An 18,244-nucleotide genomic window follows, 5' to 3' on the forward strand; every position below is an offset into this window, starting at 1 on the left:
ATACATTTATGATAGAGCGCCTTTTCTTTTTTTTCTAGAATTTTGTTTCAAATCCCCGAGAACTATTTTACACATAGCATGAACAGGAAAAGCCATCCAAGAAAATTGGATGGCTTTTCAAGTGTTTATAAGATGACAAATCATACTTTTAATTTACCTTTTGTTTCGTATAAGGGATTTTTAAAATTTTCCTTTAAGTACTGAAGTCCATATAATAAATAAGCTTTATAATGGAGATAACAGAAAAATTGTAATTTGTTTAACCTATGAAGTTTGACAATCCTTATTTTCTTTAGAATACCCATAAAAATGAATGCAAATAATCCATGAGATATTATATTAACAATTACAAACTTCTTGAAATTGCTATACGTATATTTCAGAATCCACATGGAAGCTGGCATATATGGACCAATACTAAACGGAAGCTCATTGGTTAAAAAGCTTCCTTTCTTATTGTAAAAAATCCACCACTTCTTTTTATTACCTATTATATGATTAATGGTTTCGAAAATCACGATGATTAGTCCGGAAATGGAATAGCGTTTAAAGCTTCGTTTCCCAATAAAAATGACAGATAACCAAGGAATTACTATAAGTAACATATTAAAAAGGATATATCGTAGTTTGGAAGACATGGTCAAAAGAACTCCTTTTTTTCGTGATAACCATAATATTCCCAACTACCTTATTCATATCCATTTTTGGCCAGTTTTTAGTAGGTAGGGAAAGCATAAACATCTTTACGATGGGGCTCCGATTACTTACCACATTGTAAAGATTTGAATAAGTGCAACTAAGGCACTTGCCTAACCTAAAATGCCAAGTTTTTTAATAGTAGAAATATTGTCTGAGTACTAATTAAAACTAAGCATACAATGGTTATTTTCTATCTAACAGGGGTATTGTATAGAAAAGGGGGGAATAAGATTGCATTACGTCATTATAGGTGGTGTTGCTGCAGGGATGAGTGCAGCAATGGAGATTGTTCGTACGGATGAATCAGCGGAAATTACGGTTTTAGAACGAGGTACCGATTATTCATAGGGCAGTGCGGGTTACCTTATGTAGTAAATGGAGTAGTTCCTTCATTAGATGATGTAGTTGCCCGAAGTGTTAAGACATTCAGAGAAAAATATCATATGGATGCAAGAGTAAATACAGAGGTAACTAACATAGATGTGCAAGACCAAAAGGTGAAAGGGATCGATACAGAAACGAAAGAGACTATTGAAGTTCCATATGATCGCTTACTAATCGCTTCAGGTTCCGACCCAATTGTTCCGGATTGGGAAGGAGTTCAATTAAAAGGGATTCATACATTGAAAACATTACGTGATACGGAAGGAATGATGAACGATTTAACTGACAATGTAAACCATGTCACGATTGTTGGTGGAGGATATGTCGGTTTAGAAATGGCTGAAAGTTTTAAAACACTCGGCAAAAATGTAACCCTTATTCAACGTGGCCAACAAGTGGCGAAGATTTTTGATGAGGATATGGCCGAGCTTATTCATGAGGAAGCAAAGAAAAACGATATTGAACTGATATTAGGGGAATCCGTTGAAGCCTTTTTAGGTAAGGACCGAGTAGAAGCGGTAAAAACGGACAAGCGATCACATGATACTGACTTCGTTCTATTAGCTATTGGGGTGCAGCCAAACACAAGCATCTTAAAAGATACAGGTATCCATATGAATGAACAAGGAGCCATTCATGTGAATGCATATATGAAAACATCGATTAAAAATATTTATTCAGCAGGAGACTGTGCGACGCAGTATCATATAGTAAAACAACTAGATGATCACATTCCATTAGGGACAACTGCTAATAAACAAGGAAGAATCGCTGGAGCAAATATGGCAGGAAATCCATTATCGTTTAAAGGGATTGTAGGAACATCGATTGTGAAATTTTTTGATTTAACGTTAGGAAGAACAGGTTTATCGGAAAGAGAGGCAAAACAATTAAATCTGCCGTATTCCATACAGACGACGAAAGCAAATTCACATGCAGGGTATTACCCAGGTGGGGAAACATTGCATATTAAACTTCTCTACCATACAAAGACTAGTGAATTACTTGGTGGTCAAATAATCGGTAAAAAAGGTGTGGATAAACGAATCGATGTGTTAGCTACTGCACTGTATAATAAAATGACCATTCACCAACTGCTAGATTTAGACCTTGCCTATGCTCCACCGTACAATGGAGTGTGGGATCCAACGCAACAAATGGCGAGAAAGGTGTAGAGACAGTGGGTCAGTGGGTTCCATGTCCCGCTTGCTTTGATGAAATTTTTATCAAGAATCACCACTAGGATATCAGTATTCGAGGGCAAGAAATCAGGAATCACCACTAGGATATCAGTACACGGAAGCGAGATATCGGTAAATACCACTAGGATATCAGTACACGGAAGCAAGATATCGGTAAACACTGCTGGGATATCAGTACACGGAAGCAAGATATCGGTAAACACCATTGGGATATCAGTACACGGGAGCAAGAAATCAGGATTCGTAAGTATATGATCAGGATTTCCGTTACCCCGCTTCAAATATAAGGTTCTTGACCCGTTTTAAGACTCCCACCTTAAGCTTCTGAGGAAACTAAGAAGGTAGGTGGGAGATCACCTGCCCGTAAAGGTCCGATAAGTGCGACTAACCGTGAGAGGGGGATGTGGGAAAACCACCGCTGGTGGAAGTCTTCTTTATACAAAGTAGCTGAAAAGCCATTCCCTATTTGGTGTAAGGGAATGGCTTGTTCCTTTCATTATATTAATTGTTCTTTTCAATTAACCCTTCTTCTTCAAGATAGTTCTGTGCGATTTTATAAGCACTTTTTCCTTCAACTGCTACTTGATAGTTCATCTCGCGCATCTGTTCATCGGTGATCTTTCCAGCAAGTTGGTTTAGAATAGCTTCTAATTCCGGATACTTCTCTAATGTTTCACTCCTAAGTAAAGCAGCTCCTTGATATGGTGGGAATAATTCTTGGTCATCCTCTAGAACTTTAAGATTATATCTTCTCAATTCACTATCTGTTGAATAGGCGTCGATCAAATTGATTTCATTTTGCTCCATAGCTGTATACCTAAGTTTCGGCTCCATTGTTACGAGATTAGGAAATTCAAGATTATATTTTTCTTGAATCCCAACATAACCATCTTCACGGTCAGAAAATTCCAAAGTGAAACCTGCTTTCACGTCACCTTCTATACCATGTAAATCGGATATGGATTCAAGACTATGTTTTTCTGCGAATGGTGCAGAAACAGCTAGTGCATACGTATTGTTATATTGCATTGGTTCGAGTAAAGTAAAATCAAATTTCTCGAATAATCCATCTCGTGCTTGCTCATATACCTCTTGTTTATCATTACTTATCGGAGTTTCTTTTAAAAATTGTGTTACAATCGTTCCAGTGAACTCAGGGTATATATCAATTTCACCTGACTGTAAAGCGTTAAATAAGAAAGATGTTTTCCCAAGTCCAGGTTCTAATTTCACGTTTAAATCTGTTTCATCCTCAATTAATAATTTGTACATATTAATCAGAATTTCGGGTTCAGAACCTAATTTTCCGCCAATAACGATGCTTTCTTGGCTTCCCTTCAAGGCGTTAGGTGCGATGGAAATACCGGCAGCCAATATAACAATTACAAGAATCGATACCAGTAATTTTTTGTAAGAAAGTTTTTGCATTCCTCGTAACAACAAATCAAATATAATGGCCAATAGTGCAGCGGGAATAGCACCAAGAATAATAAGAGAAGAATCATTTCGGTCGATTCCTAGTAAAATAAGATCACCTAAACCACCTGCGCCTATTAATGCGGCAAGAGTAGCAGTACCAATTATTAACACCATTGCCGTACGAATTCCCGCCATAATGACTGGCATTGCAAGAGGTAACTCTACTTTCAACAATCTTCTCGGTGTGTTCATTCCCATTGCCATGGCCGCTTCGATTAAAGAAGAGTCCACTTCTTTTATTCCGGTATATGTATTACGTAGAATGGGAAGAAGTGCGTAAATAATAAGCGCAATGATAGCAGGAACCTTTCCAATACCGAATAATGGGATGAATAAACCTAATAATGCTAACGAAGGAATGGTTTGTAAAACAGCGGTAATTTCAATAATACTTTCAGCAATACGTGCTTTTTTTGTTAAGTAAATCCCCAATGGAATGGAAATAATGACAGCAAAGAATAACGCGATAAAAGATAGTTGAATATGTTCAAAAAGTGCTTGAATCAATTGATCTTGGCGGTTTTGGAATACATTTATGAAGTTAGACATGATTGTTTCCTCCCACCGGTACACTTTCAGAAAGATAATGGATGAGCATTTGTCTGTTGATATACCCAATCGCTTGTCCATTTTTTTCTACCCTAATTTGTTCGTGTTCAGATAAAAGCGTTAAAACTTCCTCAAGTGACGCATGGGCAGTTAATGATGGAGAAGACGACAGATTATTATGATGTGCAGGTTCCATCAGATCCTCTAAGCTGAAATCAGAATTCATCCATGATGCCCCACTTACAAAATCTCTAACAAAGTCATTGGAAGGGTGACTTATCAATTCTTCTGGAGTTGCCAATTGTACGATTTTCCCATCATTCATCAAACAAATTCGATCCGCTAATTTCATTGCTTCCTTCATGTCGTGCGTAACAAAAATTATTGTTTTCTTAATACTTTTTTGTAAATGAATGATATCATCTTGTAATTTCTCCCGGCTAAGTGGATCAAGTGCACTAAAGGGTTCGTCCATTAAAATGATTTCTGGATCAGCTGCTAGAGCGCGAATTACTCCAACTCTCTGCTGTTCCCCTCCAGATAGTTCACTCGGTTTACGATTTCGATATGTATCCGGGTCAAGCCCCACCATTTCTAATAGTTCCGTAACGCGGCGATAAATGTTATCTTTTTTCCATTTTTTTAATTCAGGGACAATCGCGATATTTTCCTCAATCGTCATATGAGGAAATAATGCAATTTGTTGTAAGACATAACCAATGTCCCAGCGAAGTTCGTGAATATTAAAATCACTTATTTTCCTTCCATTGACGAAAATCGTACCATCTGACAATGGAATGAGTCGATTCATCATTTTTAAAGTAGTCGTCTTACCACAACCACTGGGACCAATGAGAACAAAGAATTCTCCTTTGTTAATCGTAAAGTTTATCGAATCCACTGCTCTAGTCCCATCTTCATAAACTTTACTAACATTTTCAAATGTAATCATGTTGTATAAGCTCCTTCTATTTACTAATTCTTCTTTTCTAACTATATCTCTTTTTTCATCATGTTAAACCTATGGGATGATTAAAGGGGAGGCAGTAACATTTGGAATCATTAGACATATAATTCATATTAATACGAGTTGTAAACAATGAATTAATATTGGAGTTGAATAAAAATGGGAAGAGAATTTCTGCCGTTGTTTAATGAATGGGCAAATTCCTATGACGACACGATTAGTGGATCGGATAAGGAATATAGAACCGTATTCGAACGTTATGATGAAATATTGGAAGAAGTAGCCAATAAAGCAGAAGGGAATGTATTGGAGTTTGGAGTTGGGACAGGAAATTTATCTAAGAAAATCATGGAAAAGGGACAGGAACTGATTGGCATTGAGCCATCCGTAGCAATGCGGAAGATTGTAAAAGAAAAATATCCGTCTATACAAGTTTTTGATGGAGATTTTCTAGAATTTCCAACTATCCGCGAGACCGTTGATTCGATTGTAAGCACCTATGCTTTTCATCACTTAACAGATTTGGAAAAAGAAGATGCAATAAGAAAATATGCTTCCTTACTTCCTTCACATGGAAAAATTATTTTTGCGGATACTGTTTTTGAAACTGAAAAAGCAAAGGAAGACATGATAGAAGATGCAATGAAGAAAGAATATCACCGGTTAGCCAATGATTTGAAGAGCGAATATTATACAACGATTGAAGTATTGCGTCAGATTTTTAACCGAAATCACTTTGATGTAACATTTGAAAAAATGAATGACTTTGTCTGGCTATTCATTGCTACGAAGCATGATCAGGTAAGGGGGAAGTGACATGGCAGTTTATCACGCAATTAAAGAATTAATTGGTGAGACCCCATTATTAGAGCTTAGCCATTTTTCCTTACCTAAAGGGGTTAGGTTGTATGCTAAGTTAGAATTTTTTAACCCTGGAGGAAGTGTGAAAGATCGTCTCGGAATGGAATTAATAGAGGATGCATTCGAACGTGGTGTCGTGACAAAAGGCGGTACCATTATTGAACCAACCGCTGGAAATACTGGGATTGGCTTAGCCCTTGCAGCGAAAGAAAAAGGACTTCATATTATTTTTTGTGTACCGGAACATTTTAGTAGGGAAAAACAAATGATCATGAAAGCCCTCGGTGCAGAAATTGTCCATACACCACGAGATTTAGGGATGGTTGGTGCCATTGAGAAATCAAAGCAATTAGTACATGACATTCCAAACAGCTATTGTCCGCAACAATTTGCTAATCCCGCTAATCCAAAAGCATATTATAAAACCCTCGCACCGGAGATTTGGAATGATTTAAATGGAAAAGTAGATATTTTTGTTGCTGGTGCAGGTTCTGGCGGTACTTTTATGGGAGTTTCCCAGTATTTAAAAGAAAAGAATCCAGATGTGAAGACAGCTATTGTGGAACCCGAAGGATCAATCATTGCAGGAGGAAAGCCGGGACCACATGAAACAGAGGGAATTGGGATGGAATTTTTACCTGATTATATGGAACGGTCCTATTTAAATGCCATTCACACCATTTCGGATGAAGATGCTTTTCGGATGGTTAAAGAATTGGCTCAAAAAGAAGGACTGCTAGTCGGAAGTTCTTCTGGTGCTGCCATGGTAGCCGCGTTAAAAGAGGCAGAACAAGCAAAAGAGGGAACGAATATTGTAATAGTCTTTCCAGATGGTAGTGACAGATATCTAAGTAAAAATATTTATCGTATATAAGGGGAGAAAAGAAAATGAGAAATAGAACTAAAATGGTGCATGGTGGAATTACTTCGGATGAACAAACAGGTGCTGTATCTGTTCCAATTTATCAAGTAAGTACGTATAAACAGGATGCTGCTGGCAAACATCGCGGTTATGAATATTCACGAACAGGAAACCCGACAAGATATGCCCTTGAGGAAACAATTGCTAATTTAGAAAACGGGGTAGCCGGTTTTGCTTTTGGTTCTGGTATGGCAGCCATTACCACCGTCATGATGTTATTGGATGCAGAGGATCACGTTGTTATGACAGATGATATTTATGGTGGAACCTATCGTTTAATGACAAAGGTATTCAATCGTTTCAAATTGGACCATACGTATGTTGATACTAGTGTTCCAGAAAAGGTAGAAGCGGCTATTACCCCAAAAACGAGAGCATTGTATATTGAAACACCGACAAATCCATTGTTAAAAATCACTGACTTACAAAAGATGTCTGAAATCGCTAAGAAGCATGATCTTTTATTAATTGTGGATAATACATTCGCAACACCATACTGGCAACAACCTATTGACTTAGGTGCCAATATTGTTTTACACAGTGCAACGAAATATATTGGCGGACATAGTGATGTTGTAGCGGGATTAGTTGTTGTTGATTCCATTGAATTAGCGGAAAAAATGCATTTCATCCAGAATTCAGTTGGTGCGGTTTTAGGTCCACATGATTCTTGGCTATTAATGAGAGGGATCAAAACATTAGGACTGCGAATGGAAGCAATTGAGGAAAATACAAGGAGCATTGCAGCATTTCTACAATCACATCATAAAGTATCATCCATCCATTATCCAGGGCTCACCGACCATCGCGGTCACGATATTGCAAAACAACAATCTAGTGGTTTTGGCGGGATGATTTCCTTTGATGTTGGAAGCGGAGAATTAACAGATCAAGTGTTACAAAAGGTGAAATATTTTACACTTGCGGAGAGTCTAGGTGCGGTGGAAAGTCTCATATCCGTACCAGCAAAAATGACGCATGCTTCCATTCCAAAAGAAAGAAGAGAAGAGCTCGGAATTACAGATGGATTAATCCGCCTTTCTGTTGGAATAGAAGATAGTGAAGATTTAATAGAAGATTTAGAACAGGCGCTAGAATAGAGCTAGTGGGGACGGGATCCTTATCCCATGTCCCCACGACCCTAAAATAGTTATTGTATATTTAACTTTTTTTATATATAATAATTTATATTCATGCAATAAAATGTATAAAATTACATAAGTTAATATTGGAATAAATGAAAAAATTTACATGGAGGAGAAGTACATATGGAAAAAACAACGAGTTATGATTGGCAACATTTGGTGGACTCCATTGGGAATTATTTAGCACCGAGTATGGCAAAAGATCATCCCAATCTGCCTGTTGTGAAGGCTGAGGGGTGCTACTACTATGGTGCAGACGGAAAAACATATTTAGATTTTACTTCGGGAATTGCGGTGGAAAACGTTGGTCACCGCCATCCAAAAGTTGTAGAAGCGATAAAGGAAGCTGCGGATTCTTTAGTTCACGGTCCATCAGGCGTCATCATCTATGAATCTATTTTAAAACTAGCAGCGGAATTACAGGAAATTTTGCCATCTGGTTTAGATAACTTTTTCTTCGCAAATAGTGGAACGGAAGCGATTGAAGGATGTATTAAACTTGCAAAACATGTAACAAGAAGACCATATGTCCTATCATTTACCGGTAATTTTCATGGAAGATCAATTGGTGCACTAAGTGTAACAACGTCAAAAAGTAAATACCGTAAATACCAACAACCTTCTTGGTTAACGTATCAGTTGCCGTATGCATTACCAGAATATTTACCGGAAGGAGCGGATCCTGAAGAATTTTTTCCGGAAAAATTAGAAAAAGACGTGAAGTCGTTATTCAAACATCAAGTGGATCCAGAAGAAGTGGCATGTATGATTTTAGAACCTGTAATGGGGGAGGGAGGATATATTATTCCACCCAAATCATGGATGAAAAAATTGCGTGAGATTTGTGATCGGTATGGAATTTTACTTATTTTTGATGAGGTACAGACAGGTTTTGGCCGAACTGGAGAATGGTTTGCTGCCCAAACATTCGATGTCACTCCGGATATTATGGCAATTGCTAAAGGGATTGCAGCTGGATTACCGTTAAGTGCTACCGTTGCATCCAAAGAATTGATGCAACAATGGCCACTTGGCTCCCATGGGACAACCTTTGGCGGAAATCCAATTGCTTGTTCAGCAGCACTTGCATCCTTATCCGTCATGAAAGAAGAAAAATTACTTGATAACACGAAAGCAATGGGAGAATATGCATTATCTCAATTAAATAAACTGAAGGAAAAATACGATGCCGTAAAAGATGTTCGTGGTGTTGGATTAATGCTAGGGATTGAGCTTCAAAATGCGGAAACTAAGGAACCAGATGGGGATGCCGTGATGACGGTATTAAACAGCTGTTTAGAAAAAGGGGTTCTTTATTATCTATGTGGTAACTCGGGTGAGGTTATACGTATGTTACCACCTTTAACCGTAACAAAAGAACAAATCGATCAAGGTATCGAGTGGCTTGATGAGGCATTGGGAGAATTATAGAAAGCTAAACCTCCTATTTTAAAAAATAGACAAACAAGAAGGGGTTTTTCCATTGAGTGAAAGTTTGAAACAGGCGGATGAAGTACATAAGTTAGAAAAAAATGCTTCCATTGATAGAAAAGGATTAATGAAATTTGTCTTACCATCTTTATTTGGTGCGTTTATTTTTCTATTCCCAATCATTGATGGGGGTGCTTTTAACATCCCTTTAGGTATTATAACGGAATATTTTATTGATTTATTAGCGGCATTTTTACCTACAATCGTAACCATTGTTATTGTCGCTTCAACGGTAATGAGCTTGATTTCAGCAATATTTAAACCGTCCTTTATTCAAAAAAGCGAAACATTAACTTCATTATTTGATGTGAATATTTTCTGGACTATAACTCGAACGATTGGCGGTATTTTTGCCGTCATGACATTTTGGGGCTCAGGGTGGGAGGTTATTTATTCGGAAGGCACTGGACAGGTAATGTATGGCTTACTTACAAGTTTAATTGTCTGGTTTTTTGTCGCATCCTTTTTAATGCCGTATTTAATTAATTTTGGGATTATGGAGTTTTTCGGAACATTGTTTAGAGGGGTCATTAAGCCATTATTTACATTACCGGGACGTTCAGCCATTGACTTACTAGCTTCTTGGATAGGAAATGTTAATGTTGGGGTGGTAATTACTAGAGAACAATATGAAACGGGTTATTATACTGGTCGTGAGGCTGCAGCTATCGCTACGTGTTTCTCTACAGTATCTCTTCCATTCTGTTTAGTTATAGCGGGCATGCTTGGTGTCGACCACATGTTTCCGATTTTTTACTTAACGATTGTCATTGCTGGTGTGGTTAGTGCGGTAATCATGCCAAGAATACCACCCATTTCAAAAATACCAGATACGTATTATACGGAAAATCATTATGAAGAAAATGTACCTGAAAATGTATCTAAATTCCGTTGGGCAGTAGAACAAGCTGTGAAACGCGCAAAAGTTGCAGGAACGTTTAAAGATCAAATTAAACAAGGAAATGATATTTTTCTCGGTATTGCATTTGTCCTTATGCCACAAGTAATGGCGATTGGTACGATTGCTTTGATCATTGCTGAGTTTACTCCATTTTTTCAAATTATATCATCACCAATTATTCCAGTGCTAGAACTTATGGGACTACCAGAAGCAGCTGAGGCAGCACCAGCAACGATTGTTGGTTTTATTGACATGTTCCTTCCAGCCGTTTTAGCATCTGGTATTGAAGCGGAAATTACTAGATTTGTAATCGGAGCATTATCCCTTGTGCAAATTATTTATTTAACGGAAATGGGAACGTTGCTACTGATCTCTAAAGTCCCAGTTAAACTATGGCATTTACTTGTTATTTTCATAGAACGTACCGTAATTTCTTTACCAATTATTGTACTTATTGCTCATATGATTTATTGAGACGAGGGTTCCTTGTCCTAAAAAGAAGGAGTATTTATGTTTATTCAACAACTTATTAATAAGCTTGGATCAGATAAAGTTAATGTAGAGGATAGTGTTTTAATACAACATAGTCATGATGAATCACCACATGAATCGGTCAAACCCGATGTTGTTGTTTTCCCGGAAAACCGGCAAGATATTGAGGGTATCTTAGAAATTGCTCGATCACACGAAATACCGGTGACACCTTATGGAATTGGTAGTGGCCTGGAAGGAGCTTCTATTCCTATACATAAAGGCATTTCTGTTAATTTTAAAAATATGAAACAGATTATTGACTTCTCACCTGAGGATTTGACGGTAACGGTCCAACCAGGGGTTACTCGGGTGGAATTAAATCAATATTTGCAAGAATATGGTCTCATGTTTCCAATTGATCCAAATACCGATGCCTCCATTGGTGGAATGGTAGCGACGAATGCAAGTGGTACAACCGGTGTTCGTTATGGTGCGATGAAAGATCAAATTCTTGATTTAGAAGTAGTATTGGTAGACGGAACCGTGATTCATACCGGAACAAAGGCAAGAAAATCATCTTCTGGCTATCTTGTAACCAATTTATTTGTTGGTTCAGAGGGTACGTTAGGAGTTTTTACGGAAGTTACCCTGAAGCTTTACGGAATTCCTGAAGAAACGATTATGGCAAGATGTACATTTGATACATTGGAAATGTGTGCAAAGGCAGCCCAAGCTATTTCTTTAAAAGGTATTCCTATTTTGCGTTTAGAATTAATTGATCAAGAAAGTATCGAAGAAATCAATCGACAAAATGGTTATCATTTTCCAGAGAAGCATTCATTATTTTTGGAATTTGCAGGGAATAAACAAATAGTAAAGCAAGAAGTGGAGCATGTAAATCATTTACTCCATGAACTCGGATGTGAAAATTGGTCTGTGTCTAATGATCCCCGAGAGCAACAGGAGCTATGGAGAGCACGTAAAGAACTTTCTCTAGGCTTTGTTCAGGAAGGAATGGATGAAGTCGGTGCCGACGTTTGTGTTCCAGTATCCAAATTATCTGAATTATTGATCTATGCGCGCAAACTTATTCAGGACACAGGACTAAGAGGTGGTGTCTGGGGGCATGTTGGGGATGGAAACTTTCACACCCTCGTTCTTTTTGATCCAAATGTAGAAGGAGAACGAGAGCTTGCAGAATCAACGAATGAAGCTCTTGCTAAAAAGGCAATTGAGGTCGGCGGAACATGTACCGGTGAACACGGTGTTGGTATCGGGAAAATAAAATATCAAGAAATCGAACATGGTCCAGCTATTAAGGTGATGAAGGGTATAAAACAATTGTTGGATCCATATGGAATATTAAATCCAGGTAAACTATTCTAAAACGGGATTGCTTATGCTTTCCCGTTTTTCGCGTATATTTCCAAATTCCCTCTTCATAATAAAGAGAGGAAGGAGGGAGTATTATGGCGAAACGTACAAAGAAAAACGATCCACAGCAAAAGAATAAACAAGGATTTGATTCCAGCAAGCAGGATACAGAGTTTTCCAAGGAGTTCGGTAGTGGGAAGGCAAATCAAGCACATAAGGAAAAAGCAAAACAAGCTAGAGCGGATCATTGGGATATGTAGTGAGTTGTACAGGTTTCTCGTGCCACTTCGAGTAGGAGGGACTATAGCTAATTCAACAAAATCGAGTAATCTCTAAACACGAGATTACTCGATTTTGTTGATAAATAAGGCTTTAGGCCGTCTTCTGTTTCTTTGGTTGTATCATGTTGTCAAAACCTGCATATTTTTCCTGAATAGGAATATCGCACATTATCCTCCCTAACGAGTGATTTCATATGCAATGTAGCCACCAGCATGTACGATTACAACCTGACTATACATCGGCTGCATAAAAATGGTTTGCACTTAATATATGCCACTTTTTACCTAGTTAGATCCGTTTATATGGACTGTTGCCTCTATTAGGTATTTTTATTCATTTTTTGGAAATATAAGCAGATGTTCTTAATTGTTGCAAAAAGGTGAAAAGTAACAGTTAGTATAAATTGGTCAGATACATTAACATTTACTGGGCTGGATGAATCTATACTCCTTAAATGGGATGGGCATGCTTGTTTTTGGGGCGATGAGCCGGTTCATTTACAGGAACCGTTGACAATTAATCAAGAAAGTCCTGTCCATCTTTATGTGACCGATGCAACGGAAGAACATCTATTGGATACTGCTGGTAAGCAAATCATCACGGTTGGTGAGCAGACGTACGATGATATTCAAATAAAAGGGATCCCAGTTGATTTTGTTATCACACGAGATGATTTGGAGGATTCATTTCAGCTGGAAGTTTATCAAGGAAGTGTCTATCATAATTATTTCCTTGTAAATAAGCGGAAAGTCCTTGAAGCCGGGGATGAACTATTCTTCCATGGTGTCACCCTTTCTATTCACGAGGAAGCGACCTATATTTACCCATCTGGGAAGGATATCCATTCCAAATTAATGCCACTTGTTGAAGGGCAACATCCTTATTGGGAAGAATATCCGGATTATCATCGATCCCCACGGATTATTTACAGGGAGCCTGATGAGAAACAAACAATTGCGCAGCCAACCAATAAACCGGCAAAGCCAAGTGAGCAATTAGGACGGACGATCATCCCACCACTCGTTATGATTATTACATTTGTGATCATTACCATGATCCAGCCAAGAGGGATTTTCATTATCGTGATGCTTGCAATGACCGTAACGACGATTATTATATCGATCGTTTACTATGTGCGCAGTGTGAGAAAATATAAAGCCGATATGAAGCATCGGGATAAAAGTTATAAAGAATATCTGAAACGAAAAACAAAGGATTTATACATAAAAGCAGAGGAGCAGCGTCATGCCTTGGAATACCATTATCCAGATGTTACACAAATTCGGGAAATGGCGAAGAAGGTAGATGCTCGTGTTTATGAGAAAAGCAACTTCCACCATGATTTTCTACATTATCGTACGGGGCTCGGACCAGTGGACGCAAGCTTTGAAATTGATTTTAAAGAAGAAGAATTCACACTGGAAGAGGATGAACTCGTTGAACTGGCACAAAAGCTTCATTCCCAATATGAGAAATTAAACGATGTACCAGTTGTCACGTCGCTGATAAAGGGACCTGTCGGCTATATTGGTGGACGCCCTCTTGTGGTGGAGCAACTGCAATTAATGGTCATGCAACTGGCTTTATTTCACAGTTATTACGATGTGCAGTTTATTACGATTTTTCCGGAAGAAGAGAAGTCAGAATGGAACTGGATGCGCTGGCTACCCCACGCAAGATTACGAGATGTAAACGTAAGAGGATTTGTTTACCATGAAAGAACTCGTGATCAGGTATTGCATTCCTTGTATCAAATTTTAAAAGAGCGAAAACTTGTGTTGGACGAGAAAGAGAACCGAAATGAAAAAGTTTATTTCAGCCCACATTATGTTGTTCTGATTACAGACGAAAAGCTGATACTGGATCATACAATCATGGAATTCTTTAATGAGGACCCAACGGAAATGGGTGTTTCCCTTGTGTTTGTACAGGACGTGCTACAGTCGTTGCCAGAGCATGTGACAACAGTTATTGATATTCGTGACGCCAAAAACGGCAATATACTATTGGAAGAAGGGGAGCTTGTGAACCGAAGCTTTGTGCCTGATCACTTCCCTGAAAACTTCCAGAAAGAAGATGTTTCTCGTGCGTTGGCACCGCTCAACCATCTGCAGGGATTGAAGAACTCCATCCCGGAAAGTGTGACATTTTTAGAAATGTATGGGGTAGAGAAAGTAGAACAATTGGGCATCCAAGCGCGTTGGATGAAAAATGAAACCTATAAATCCCTTGCCGTCCCACTTGGCCTCAGGGGAAAAGAAGATCTTGTCCAATTAAATTTACATGAAAAAGCACATGGACCTCATGGATTGGTTGCAGGTACAACCGGCTCAGGGAAATCGGAAATCATTCAATCGTATATTCTGTCCCTTGCAGTCAATTTCCATCCCCATGAAGTAGCCTTTTTATTAATCGACTATAAAGGTGGCGGGATGGCAAACTTATTTAAAAACTTGCCGCATTTAGTGGGAGCGATCACGAACTTGGATAAGGCACAGTCAATGCGTGCCCTTGCCTCGATTAAAGCGGAACTACAAAAGCGTCAGCGTCTCTTTGGGGAACATGACGTGAACCATATTAATCAATACCAAAAACTGTATAAACAAGGAAAAGCAAAGGAACCGATGGCCCATTTATTCCTGATTTCCGATGAATTCGCGGAACTAAAATCCGAACAGCCAGATTTCATGAAAGAACTCGTTTCCACTGCCAGAATTGGTCGATCACTAGGAATTCACTTGATTTTGGCAACACAAAAACCAAGCGGGGTTGTGGATGACCAAATCTGGTCCAACTCGAAATTTAAACTGGCACTGAAAGTACAGAATGCTAGTGATTCCAATGAAATTTTGAAAACACCAGATGCGGCAGAAATCACCTTACCCGGACGAGCTTATTTGCAAGTAGGCAACAATGAAATCTATGAATTATTCCAAAGTGCCTTTAGTGGAGCGGACTATGTTCCGGAAAAAGAAGATCAGAACTTTGTGGACACAACCATTTATGCCATTAATGAACTTGGACAATATGATATTTTAACGGAAGACTTAAGCGGGTTGGATAAACGAGAAACCATTGAAAAAACACCAACAGAGCTAGATGCAGTGATTGATTATATCCAGGACTATACCGAAGAACAGCAAATTACACCAATACCAAGGCCATGGCTGCCACCACTTTCAGAGCGGATCTTTGCTCATGAACTGCATCCAGTCGATTTCAAAGAGGCTTGGCAGGAACCGAAGAAACCGCTGGAAGCAACCATTGGTCTGTTGGATCAACCGGAACTGCAAGCACAAACACCGCTTTCCCTTCATTTAACGAAAGACGGACATGTTGCTGTTTTCGCAAGTCCCGGGTACGGCAAATCCACCTTCTTGCAAACGATTGTCATGGATCTTGCCAGACAGCATCATCCTGAACATTTACATGTGTATCTATTAGATTTTGGAACAAATGGGTTATTGCCATTGAAAAACCTGCCACATGTTGCAGACACGATGCTAGTTGATGAAACAGAAAAGATTGGCAAATGGATGCGTCTATTATCGAATGAAGTCAAGGAACGCAAGCAACGCTTAAGCAGGTACGGTGTTGCTAATATGGAAATGTATGAAAAAGCAAGTGGAGAAACCGTACCGAACACGCTAATTGTCATTGATAATTATGATTCCGTCCGGGATAGTGACTTTGACGAAGATTTCACGAAAATCATCACTCAAATTGCGAGAGAAGGTGCAGGGCTGGGCATCCACTTAAGTATTAGTGCAGGAAGACAAAGTGCGATGCGAATGCCTTTATTATCGAATATTAAACGTCAAGTTGCTCTCTACTTGATTGAACAAACAGAAGCAAGAACGATTGTCGGCAGAACCGATATAGAAGCAGAAGAAATCCCTGGACGCGGGTTAATTAAGTTAGAGGAACCTGCATTATTCCAGACGATGCTACCGGCAGAAGGGGAAGAAGCACTAGCCATAATTGATGGGATTCAGGACACGGCCAAACAAATGAATGAACATTGGGATGGCGACCTTCCTGAGGAAATCCCGATGATGCCTGAAGGAGTGCTAGACTTTGAGAAATTTAAGCAAAACAGAAAAACGAAAGCCATGGCAGAAAAAGGATTATTGCCACTTGGCCTTGAATTTGAAGAAGTAGCACCAATCGCCTTTCGGCCACAGGAACATGGTCACTTAACCGTTGTCAGTGACCGGAAAGACGGACTGGATAGAATGAACCAGGCATTAGCCAAAAACATGACACTTATGGAAAACTATCAAACAATGATCATCGATACAGACGAACAAAAGCTTGCCAGTTTAAGCGGAGACGTGAATGCTTATATATCCGTAAAAGACAGTGTGGCCGCTGTAAAAGTGGATTTGCTGCAAGAAATAAATAACCGAAAAACAAGTCAAGAGGGGTCGGAGCCATGGTTGGTGATGATTGCCGATTTCAAAGACTTCACCGAACGCAGCAACCTGGAAGAAGAAGAAATAGAGAAATTCTTAAATGACGGCGTAAAATCCGGCATCCACTTTATTCTATGCAGTGACTATAGTTATATTGGAATCAGTTATGAACGAATAGCAAAATACGCCAGAAGTCAGGCAACAGTTGGTTTAGTCAGCATGCGCTTAGGTGATCAAGATATATTCAAACAGCCTTTTATCAGGAATGAAAAGTATCCAAAAGCATATGAAGTTTATTTTGCAATGGATCATGATCATTTGAAAATTAAAATACCAGATTAGGAGGAGAGGGTGGATTGAGTACTTCATTGAGCCTATTAAACTCACAAAAGCGGAATGTGCAAAATGGAATTACAAATGCTAAAGATAATATTTCTGCAGTAGAGGATAAAATTGCACGATTAGAAGCGGCTGTAGGGGAACTCCAGACAAGTATTGAGAAGCTGGAAACTACAAAAACATCTATTGACGATAGGTTAACCATTGGTGATAACAACTGGAGAGGTGAATCCAGAAAGACTTTTGAAGATCAATACAGTGAATATCAGGAATCTGTCAAAAGTTATGTTTCCAAAGCAGAAGATGCGAAAGAGACAATGGAACAAGAAATCACGCGTTACGAGGTCTCCAGAACGAACTATATAACTGGATTGAATAATCTTGAAAACACACTGACTTCATTAGAAAATCAAATTAGCAGAGCTGAAACAGAGAAGGGGTGATAAGCATGGAGATAAAAATTAATATGGATGAATTTCTGACAGTTACATCGTCGTTGAAATCTTCAACTGGAAATATATCAAGCAGTATGAAAACAAACCGAACATTGGAAATGACGAACATTAATCCATTCACAAAAGATTTGGAACAGACAATAACAGCCATTGAATTACTAGAAAAATATAAAGCCCTTCTTGAGTCAGATAATACAATTTTGAAAGATACAGGAGAAACGATGAAAGAGAATGATGAACAAATAGCTCAAGCAAATAACAATGCAATCGATTCACAGCCAATAAGCTAAAGATTAGGAGTGATG

General features: G+C 38.6%; 12 protein-coding genes and 2 pseudogenes. 11 read left to right on the forward strand and 3 right to left on the reverse strand.

Going from position 1 to position 18,244, the window contains the following annotated elements:
• Nucleotides 1–140 precede the first annotated feature (140 nt).
• A complete protein-coding gene (locus tag KM885_RS07680; RefSeq protein ID WP_047183993.1) occupies nucleotides 141–638 on the reverse strand; it encodes a hypothetical protein in 498 nt (165 codons plus the stop codon).
• A gap of 292 nt (nucleotides 639–930) precedes the next feature.
• Between KM885_RS07680 and KM885_RS07685 the strand changes: the two are divergent.
• Nucleotides 931–2,258: pseudogene (locus tag KM885_RS07685) on the forward strand (CoA-disulfide reductase).
• 528 nt (nucleotides 2,259–2,786) lie between these two features.
• On the opposite strand, the gene KM885_RS07690 reads toward KM885_RS07685, so the two are convergent.
• Complete coding sequence (locus tag KM885_RS07690) at nucleotides 2,787–4,313, reverse strand: ABC transporter permease/substrate-binding protein (RefSeq protein ID WP_204798203.1); 1,527 nt, start codon at nucleotides 4,311–4,313, stop codon at nucleotides 2,787–2,789.
• Entirely contained in the window at nucleotides 4,306–5,265 is a 960-nt protein-coding gene (locus KM885_RS07695) for an ABC transporter ATP-binding protein (protein WP_060667846.1), read from the reverse strand. The genes KM885_RS07690 and KM885_RS07695 overlap by 8 nt, the downstream gene beginning before the upstream one ends.
• A gap of 174 nt (nucleotides 5,266–5,439) precedes the next feature.
• Between KM885_RS07695 and KM885_RS07700 the strand changes: the two genes are divergently transcribed.
• The 10 genes and pseudogenes from KM885_RS07700 (at nucleotide 5,440) to KM885_RS07745 (ending at nucleotide 18,229) form a co-directional block, all read left to right on the forward strand.
• A complete protein-coding gene (locus KM885_RS07700) occupies nucleotides 5,440–6,096 on the forward strand; it encodes a class I SAM-dependent DNA methyltransferase (protein WP_047183997.1) in 657 nt (218 codons plus the stop codon).
• A 1-nt stretch (nucleotide 6,097) separates the two neighbouring features.
• On the forward strand, nucleotides 6,098–7,015 hold the full coding sequence (locus tag KM885_RS07705) for a PLP-dependent cysteine synthase family protein (protein ID WP_047183998.1): 918 nt from the start codon (nucleotides 6,098–6,100) through the stop codon (nucleotides 7,013–7,015).
• Between the two features lie 14 nt (nucleotides 7,016–7,029).
• The gene (locus KM885_RS07710) at nucleotides 7,030–8,163 is read left to right on the forward strand and encodes a bifunctional cystathionine gamma-lyase/homocysteine desulfhydrase (RefSeq protein WP_060667848.1); all 1,134 of its coding nucleotides are present in this window, start codon (nucleotides 7,030–7,032) and stop codon (nucleotides 8,161–8,163) included.
• Nucleotides 8,164–8,331: 168 nt separating this feature from the next.
• Nucleotides 8,332–9,639: an aspartate aminotransferase family protein gene (locus KM885_RS07715; protein ID WP_204798204.1), complete on the forward strand. Its 1,308-nt coding sequence runs from the start codon at nucleotides 8,332–8,334 to the stop codon at nucleotides 9,637–9,639.
• A gap of 52 nt (nucleotides 9,640–9,691) precedes the next feature.
• Nucleotides 9,692–11,074: a YjiH family protein gene (locus KM885_RS07720; RefSeq protein WP_244986949.1), complete on the forward strand. Its 1,383-nt coding sequence runs from the start codon at nucleotides 9,692–9,694 to the stop codon at nucleotides 11,072–11,074.
• 36 nt (nucleotides 11,075–11,110) lie between these two features.
• Nucleotides 11,111–12,460, forward strand: a complete 1,350-nt coding sequence (locus KM885_RS07725; protein WP_047184001.1) for an FAD-binding oxidoreductase — start codon at nucleotides 11,111–11,113, stop codon at nucleotides 12,458–12,460.
• Between the two features lie 83 nt (nucleotides 12,461–12,543).
• Complete coding sequence (locus KM885_RS07730; protein WP_204798205.1) at nucleotides 12,544–12,708, forward strand: hypothetical protein; 165 nt, start codon at nucleotides 12,544–12,546, stop codon at nucleotides 12,706–12,708.
• Between the two features lie 408 nt (nucleotides 12,709–13,116).
• A pseudogene (gene essC / locus KM885_RS07735) lies at nucleotides 13,117–17,487 on the forward strand (type VII secretion protein EssC); the annotation flags it as partial.
• Nucleotides 17,488–17,501: 14 nt separating this feature from the next.
• The gene (locus tag KM885_RS07740) at nucleotides 17,502–17,927 is read left to right on the forward strand and encodes a YwqH-like family protein (protein ID WP_216883753.1); all 426 of its coding nucleotides are present in this window, start codon (nucleotides 17,502–17,504) and stop codon (nucleotides 17,925–17,927) included.
• A gap of 5 nt (nucleotides 17,928–17,932) precedes the next feature.
• The gene (locus KM885_RS07745; protein ID WP_204798213.1) at nucleotides 17,933–18,229 is read left to right on the forward strand and encodes a TIGR04197 family type VII secretion effector; all 297 of its coding nucleotides are present in this window, start codon (nucleotides 17,933–17,935) and stop codon (nucleotides 18,227–18,229) included.
• Nucleotides 18,230–18,244: the final 15 nt, after the last annotated feature.

The organism is Oceanobacillus caeni, assembly GCF_019037185.1.
GTDB classification, from domain to species: domain Bacteria; phylum Bacillota; class Bacilli; order Bacillales; family Amphibacillaceae; genus Oceanobacillus; species Oceanobacillus caeni.